Below are 6,294 nucleotides of genomic sequence, written 5' to 3' on the forward strand. Positions count from 1 at the left end.
CGCCGGGGTCGGAGGGCCGCCCGCCGACGACGCCCAGCCGACGGCCGCGGCGGTCCCGTCCCGGCCGGCTCCGGTCGAGCCCGTCGCCTCCGAGCCCGTTGCCTCCGGGCCGGTCGCCGCCGACCAGGTCTCGGCCCGGCACGGCCTGGCCGCGCGCAAGGAGCGCCGCGCCGCCAAGAACGCGCATCGCCAGGCCGTGCGGCAGGCCTACCAGGCGGCGTACGCCAAGGAGAAGTCGAAGAGCTGAGCTGATCCACCGGCCGACATCGGAGAAAGCTCGACGGCCACTGTCCCCCATGGCACCGGCCGTTCGTCTCGATGATGAGAGATGATCCCCGAAGGAGGCAGCTCATGAGGTACGCACTGCTCATCTATCCCAAGCCCGGCAGCCATGAGGCGCTCGAGCCGGAGGAGTACCGGCCGGTCAATGCCGAGTATCTGGCGCTGCGGGAGGACCCGCGCTGTCTCGGCGGCGCCCATCTGAAGCCCGCCGAGACCGCGACCACCGTGCGTCACAGCCTCGGCGACGCCTTGATCACCGACGGCCCGTTCGCCGACACCAAGGAGGTGCTCGGCGGCTACTACGTGCTCGAGGCGGCCGACCTGGACGAGGCCTTGGAGTTCGTCCAGCGGATCCCGGCGATCCGGCTCGGCGGCGCGGTCGAGGTCCGCCCGGTGGTGGAGATCCCGACCGAGGACGCCTTCTGATCGAGGAGGTCTTCCGGCGCGACTGGAGCCGCGTCCTGGCATCCCTGTGCGGCGTCCTCGGCGACCTCGACCTCGCCGAGGACGCCGCACAGGAGGCCTTCGCGATCGCCGCCGAGCGGTGGCCCCGCGACGGGATGCCACGGCACCCGGTCGCCTGGCTGGTGACCACCGGCCGCAACCGTGCCATCGACCGGCTGCGCCGCGAGCGGGTGCTGACCGACAAGCTCCGCCTGCTCCCCCACGACCGAGGGACCGCGATGATGGACGACCTCGACCTCGACCTCGACCTCGACGACGGCACGATCGGCGACGAGCGCCTCGAGCTGATCTTCGCCTGCTGCCATCCGGCGTTGGCCACCCACGCGCAGGTGGCGCTGACGCTCCGGGCGCTGGGCGGTCTCAGCACCGAGCAGATCGCGCACGCCTTCCTCGTCTCCGAGGAGACGATGAAACGCCGCCTCTCCCGGGCCAAGGCCAAGATCAAGGCGACCGGGATCCCGTTCGCGGTGCCAGCCGACCGGGTGCTGCCGGACCGGCTCTCGACGGTGCTCGCGGTGGTCTACCTGATCTTCAACGAGGGCTATCCCGAGCGCAGCGATCTCGCCGCCGAGGCGATCCGGCTGGGCCGGCTGCTGACCGAGTTGATGGCCGACGAGCCCGAGGCGTACGGGCTACTGGCCCTGATGCTGCTGCACGACTCACGTCGACGGGCGCGGGTGGTGGGCGACGAGCTGGTCCCGCTCGCGGAGCAGGACCGCTCGCTCCATGACCGGGCCGAGGTCGAGGCCGGCCGGTCCGCACTCGATCGGGCGCTGGCCCTGCGGCCGGCGACGGGGCCGTATGTGCTCCAGGCGGCGATCGCCTCGCTGCAGGCCGACGACGAGATCGACTGGCACGAGATCACCCTTCTCTACGAGCGGCTCGAGCGCCTCACCGGCTCGCCGGTGGTCACCCTGAACCGGGCGGTGGCCATCGCCGAGGCGGGCGAGCCCGAGCGAGCACTCGAGCTCGTCGACTCCCTCGATCTCGACGAGTACCGCTACCTGCATTCCACCCGGGCCGAGCTGCTACGCCGCCTCGGCCGCGACCAGGAGGCCCGTGCGGCGTTCGAGCGTGCCGTGCGGTTGGCCACCACCGAGCCCGAGCGTCGACTCCTGGCCCGTCGGCTCGCGCAGCTGTGAGCGAGTGCGCGCGCCTCGCTCAGACCAGAGAGACCAGATCGGCGTAGGACTCGTTCCACAGATCCTCCACGCCGTCGGGCAGGATCAGCACCCGGTCCGGCTCGAGGGCGTGCACGGCACCCTCGTCGTGGGTGACCAGCACGATCGCACCCTGGTAGCGCCGGATGGCGTCGAGCACCTCCTCCCGCGAGGCCGGGTCGAGGTTGTTGGTCGGCTCGTCGAGCAGCAGGACGTTCGCACTGGAGACCACCAGTGCGGCGAGCGCGAGCCGGGTCTTCTCGCCGCCGGAGAGCACGCCCGCCGGCTTGTGCACGTCCTCCCCGGTGAACAGGAACGAGCCGAGCACGGAGCGGGCATCGGTGTCGGTCAGCTGCGGGGCGGCGTAGGCCATGTTCTCCAGCACGGATCGGCCGACGTCCAGCGTCTCGTGTTCCTGGGCGTAGTAGCCGACCTTGAGCCCGTGACCGGGCACGACCATGCCGGTGTCCGGCTTGTCGACCCCGGCCAGGATCCGCAGCAGCGTCGTCTTGCCGGCACCGTTGAGCCCGAGGATGACCACCCGGGAGCCCTTGTCGATGGCCAGGTCGACGTCGGTGAAGACCTCCAGCGAGCCGTACGACTTCGACAGACCCGCCGCGGTGAGAGGCGTCTTGCCGCAGGGCGCGGGCGAGGGGAACGCGATCGCCGCCACCTTGTCCGCCCGCCGCTCCCCCTCGACCCCGGCGAGCAGCCGCTCGGCCCGCTTGAGCATGTTCTGCGCCGCGGTGGCCTTGGTCGCCTTGGCCCGCATCTTGTTGGCCTGGTCCGTGAGCGTCTTCGCCTTGTTCTGCGCGTTGAGCAGCTCGCGCTTGCGGCGCTTCTCGTCGGTCTCGCGCTGGGTCAGGTAGTGCCGCCACCCCATGTTGTAGGTGTCGATCGTCTCCCGGTTGGCGTCTAGATGCAGCACCCGGTTGACGGTCTGCTCCAACAGCTCGTTGTCGTGGGAGATGACGATGAAGCCGCCCTTGTAGGTCCGCATCCAGTCCCGCAGCCAGACGATCGAGTCGGCATCGAGGTGGTTGGTCGGCTCGTCCAGGATGAGCACGTCGGCGCCGGAGAAGAGGATCCGGGCCAGCTCCACCCGCCGCCGCTGCCCCCCGGAGAGGGTGCCGAGCGGCTGCTCCATCAACCGATCCGGGATGCCGAGCGAGCCCGCGATCTGGATCGCCTCGGACTCGGCCGCGTAGCCGCCCCCGGCGTCGAGCGCGTCCTGCGCTCGCTGGTAGCGACGCATGGCACGCTCGCGCGCGTGCGGATCCTCGGAGCCCATCTGGGCCTCCGCCTCCCGCATCGCCCGTACGGCGGCGTCGAGACCGCGGGCGGAGAGGATCCGCTCCTTGACCGGGATCTCCGGGTCGCCGACGCGCGGGTCCTGCGGAAGGTAGCCCAACTCGCCGGTCCGGGTGACGCTCCCGGACGCGGGCAACAGGTCGCCGGCGAGCACCTTCGTCAGCGTCGTCTTGCCGGCCCCGTTGCGACCGACCAGACCCACCTTGTCGCCGGGCCCCACACGAAGCGAGACATGCTCCATCAGAAGGCGCGCCCCGACGCGGACTTCCAGGTCGTGGGCGGTGATCATGATCGTGACTAGTCTATGGGGCGGGCGGCGTGCCCCTCGAATCCGCGGCGCAGGCGCGCCTGTCTCCTGGGAGGCGACCATGCGCTTCAACCCCAAGGCGAGGCTCGACACCTCGCGCACCCGCAGCGGCGGCTCGGGACGCGCCGGCCGGGGCGGCGCCCTGGGGTCCGGGGCCGGCATCCCCGTCCCGGGCGGCCTCAAGGCCGGTGGTGGACTCGTGGTGATCGTCATCGCGGTGGTGATCTACTTCCTCTCCTCCTCCGGCGGTGGCGGCGGTCTCGACGCCTCCACGATCAGCGGATCCTCGCTCTCCGGCGGGTCGGCCTACGACTACTCCAGCTGTCAGACGGGCGAGGACGCCAACCAGCATTCCGAGTGCGCCCTGGTCGCGATCGAGAACTCGCTGACCGACTACTGGAGCGACCAGCCGCAGGTGACGAGCAGCTTCGAGGCGGAGAAGGGCATCGTGGTCTTCCACGGCTCGGTGAGCACCGACGGCTGCGGGACGGCGACCAGCGACGTGGGCCCCTTCTACTGTCCCGGCGACTCCACCATCTATCTGGACACCGACTTCTTCACCACCGTCTACGCCCAGCTCGGGGGCACGGACTCCCCCTTCGTGCGTGCCTACGTGATCGCCCACGAGTACGGCCACCACATCCAGAACCTGCTCGGCACGATGAGCAGGGTCAAGACCCAGCAGGGGGCCGACTCCGACTCGGTGCGACTCGAGCTCCAGGCCGACTGTTACGCCGGGATGTGGACCGCCGCGGCCGAGGGCGACGGCCTGATCGAGGACATCTCGGCCAGCGACATCTCCGAGGCGATCGCCGCCGCGCACACCGTCGGCGACGACTACATCCAGAACAGGACGCAGGGCGGATCGAACCCGGAGTCGTGGACGCACGGCTCCTCGGCCGAGCGGGAGGCCTGGTTCGACGCGGGCCGGAACGCCGGCGACGACATCGACGCCTGTGACACCTTCTCGGCGCGGGACCTGACCAGCCCCTGATCCCTCCCGGGCGGCAGCTCGCGACGCCGCGTCCTGGGTGTCGGCCCGATCGACCTCAGGCGCTCAGCAGCGCCTCGACCAGGGCGGACTGTCGCTGCAGGGTGCGCAGGTGGGGCGCCACCGCGGGATGCCGGAACTTGCCGACCAGGGCGCCCTCGCCGCCGGCCACCCTGGCCAGCGCCCACTCCGCCCTGCTCATCGCGGTGTAGACCGCGCTCACCTGGGCACCGAGGACGACCTGCTCACGGGTGGCCAGGCCGTCCGGGAGCCCGAGCAGGTAGGCGTCCAGCAGCGGCTCGAACTCCTCGCGGGCGGTCAGCAGATACAGCCCGAGGTCCGCGCCGACCGGGCCATAGCCCAGGCTCGACCAGTCGATCGCCACCAGCCGGTCGCCGTCGCGACCCGGCAGGTTGGCCGGCGTGGGATCACCGTGCTGGGCCACCTGCGGCAGCGCATCGAGCCGGTCCAGGAGACGGCCGCGACGACGCCACAGCTCCTCGGCCACGTCCGCCGCGGTGGTACGAGCCAGCGTGCGCCAACCGCCCTGCTCGGCGACCCTGGTGAGGCGGTCGCGCAACTGGTTGCGGGCCAGCCAGCGGATGTGTCTGAGCTCGGCACCGGCGAACCGGGCCAGGCCGAGCGCCACGAACAGGCCCGAGTTCGCGGCATCCTCGACCCAGTCCGAGACCAGGGTGATGCCGTCGGCGTCCTCCTCCACCGCGGTCGGCGTACCCACCATGCCCGGGGTGTCCTCGACGAGCCGGTAGCCGGCCACGTCCGCGTCCCGGCGCCAGTAGGCGAAGTGGCGTGGGTCGGAGAGCACGCCGGGGTCGTACGGCGCCGGGACGACGAGCCGCTTGATCGCCACCGCCCGATCGCCGAGGGCCGCCCGCCACACGCCGAGGGTGGACATGCCAGTGCCACCCGGCAACGCCACCCAGTCGGCCTCGGGCTGCCACATGAGGGCGACGCTAGCCGATGTCGCGCCGGGAGAACGCGACCTGACCCGCGACGCTCAGGAAGACGGCCACCGCGCCGACGGCCAGCACCGGCCCCCACCGGAACGACTCCGCCGGGACGAGCGCCAGGTGGTCGAACGGGGAGAGTCCTCGCAGCCATCCGGGCAGCCGCCACAGCTCACCGAACAGCATCACCACGCCACACAGCCCGAGCAGCAGCCAGGCGAGCGGCAGCAGTCGCGGCGCGAGGCCGTAGAGCAGCCGCGCGAACCCGCTGAGCACCAGCACCGGGGCGAGCTGGGCGATGATCGGCGCTCCCAGCCGGGCGATCGCCCCGCCATCGCCGGTGACCAGGGCGTAGCCGAGCCCCAGGCCGAGCCCGGCTCCGACGAGCACGACCGCCGATCCGGCGACGGTCACCACGATCTGGTCCGCGAGCCAGCGACGGCGCGAGAGCCCGGTGGCGAGCAGGGCCTCGGTCCGCCCGGACTCCTCCTCGCCGAGTGGCCGAAGCGCCGAGGAGATCGCGAACCCCGATCCGATCAGCGCCAGCATCAGGACCGCGGTGGCGTAGAACCCGTCCACCAGGCTGCCCGCCTGAGCGAACATCTCGCGCGCCGTCGCGCCGTCCCCGATCAGATCGCCCACGTCGTCTCCGATCGACCCGTAGGCGAGACCACCGAGGAAGAGTCCGATCGCCCAGCCGAGCACGCTGCCGCGCTGCAGGCGCCAGGCGAGCCCGAGCCCGCTGCCCAGCCAGCGTCCGGCCGCGGCCGGTCCCCGCCGATCGGCGAGGATGCCGCGCCCGATGTCGCG

General features: G+C 71.8%; 6 protein-coding genes and 1 pseudogene. 4 read left to right on the forward strand and 3 right to left on the reverse strand.

What is annotated here, in order from left to right:
* From QM638_RS06900 to QM638_RS06910, 3 genes are all read left to right on the forward strand, one after another.
* Positions 1-247, forward strand: a 247-nt coding sequence (locus QM638_RS06900; RefSeq protein WP_415141217.1) for a hypothetical protein, incomplete at its 5' end; no start/stop codon positions are given.
* Positions 248-351: 104 nt separating this feature from the next.
* Complete coding sequence (locus QM638_RS06905) at positions 352-708, forward strand: YciI family protein (protein ID WP_415141218.1); 357 nt, start codon at positions 352-354, stop codon at positions 706-708.
* A 35-nt stretch (positions 709-743) separates the two neighbouring features.
* A complete protein-coding gene (locus tag QM638_RS06910) occupies positions 744-1,889 on the forward strand; it encodes an RNA polymerase sigma factor (RefSeq protein WP_415141222.1) in 1,146 nt (381 codons plus the stop codon).
* 19 nt (positions 1,890-1,908) lie between these two features.
* Here the strand turns inward: QM638_RS06910 and QM638_RS06915 are convergent, their stop codons facing one another.
* On the reverse strand, positions 1,909-3,507 hold the full coding sequence (locus tag QM638_RS06915; protein ID WP_415141219.1) for an ABC-F family ATP-binding cassette domain-containing protein: 1,599 nt from the start codon (positions 3,505-3,507) through the stop codon (positions 1,909-1,911).
* A gap of 79 nt (positions 3,508-3,586) precedes the next feature.
* On the opposite strand from QM638_RS06915, the gene QM638_RS06920 reads away from it, so the two are divergent.
* On the forward strand, positions 3,587-4,519 hold the full coding sequence (locus QM638_RS06920) for a neutral zinc metallopeptidase (protein ID WP_415141220.1): 933 nt from the start codon (positions 3,587-3,589) through the stop codon (positions 4,517-4,519).
* 55 nt (positions 4,520-4,574) lie between these two features.
* Here QM638_RS06920 and QM638_RS06925 read toward each other — a convergent pair whose 3' ends face one another.
* Entirely contained in the window at positions 4,575-5,480 is a 906-nt protein-coding gene (locus QM638_RS06925; RefSeq protein ID WP_415141221.1) for a phosphotransferase, read from the reverse strand.
* A gap of 10 nt (positions 5,481-5,490) precedes the next feature.
* Positions 5,491-6,294: pseudogene (locus QM638_RS06930) on the reverse strand (polyketide antibiotic transporter); the annotation flags it as partial.

The sequence above is a fragment of the Nocardioides sp. genome (assembly GCF_047606145.1).
In the GTDB taxonomy this organism is placed as follows: domain Bacteria; phylum Actinomycetota; class Actinomycetes; order Propionibacteriales; family Nocardioidaceae; genus Nocardioides.

Bases quoted from the DNA above. Each gene is read 5' to 3' on its own strand.
- QM638_RS06905 (WP_415141218.1), top strand. From the start codon at position 352: ATGAGGTACGCACTGCTCATCTATCCCAAGCCCGGCAGCCATGAGGCG.
- QM638_RS06915 (WP_415141219.1), bottom strand. From the start codon at position 3,507: ATGATCACCGCCCACGACCTGGAAGTCCGCGTCGGGGCGCGCCTTCTG.
- QM638_RS06920 (WP_415141220.1), top strand. From the start codon at position 3,587: ATGCGCTTCAACCCCAAGGCGAGGCTCGACACCTCGCGCACCCGCAGC.
- QM638_RS06925 (WP_415141221.1), bottom strand. From the start codon at position 5,480: ATGTGGCAGCCCGAGGCCGACTGGGTGGCGTTGCCGGGTGGCACTGGC.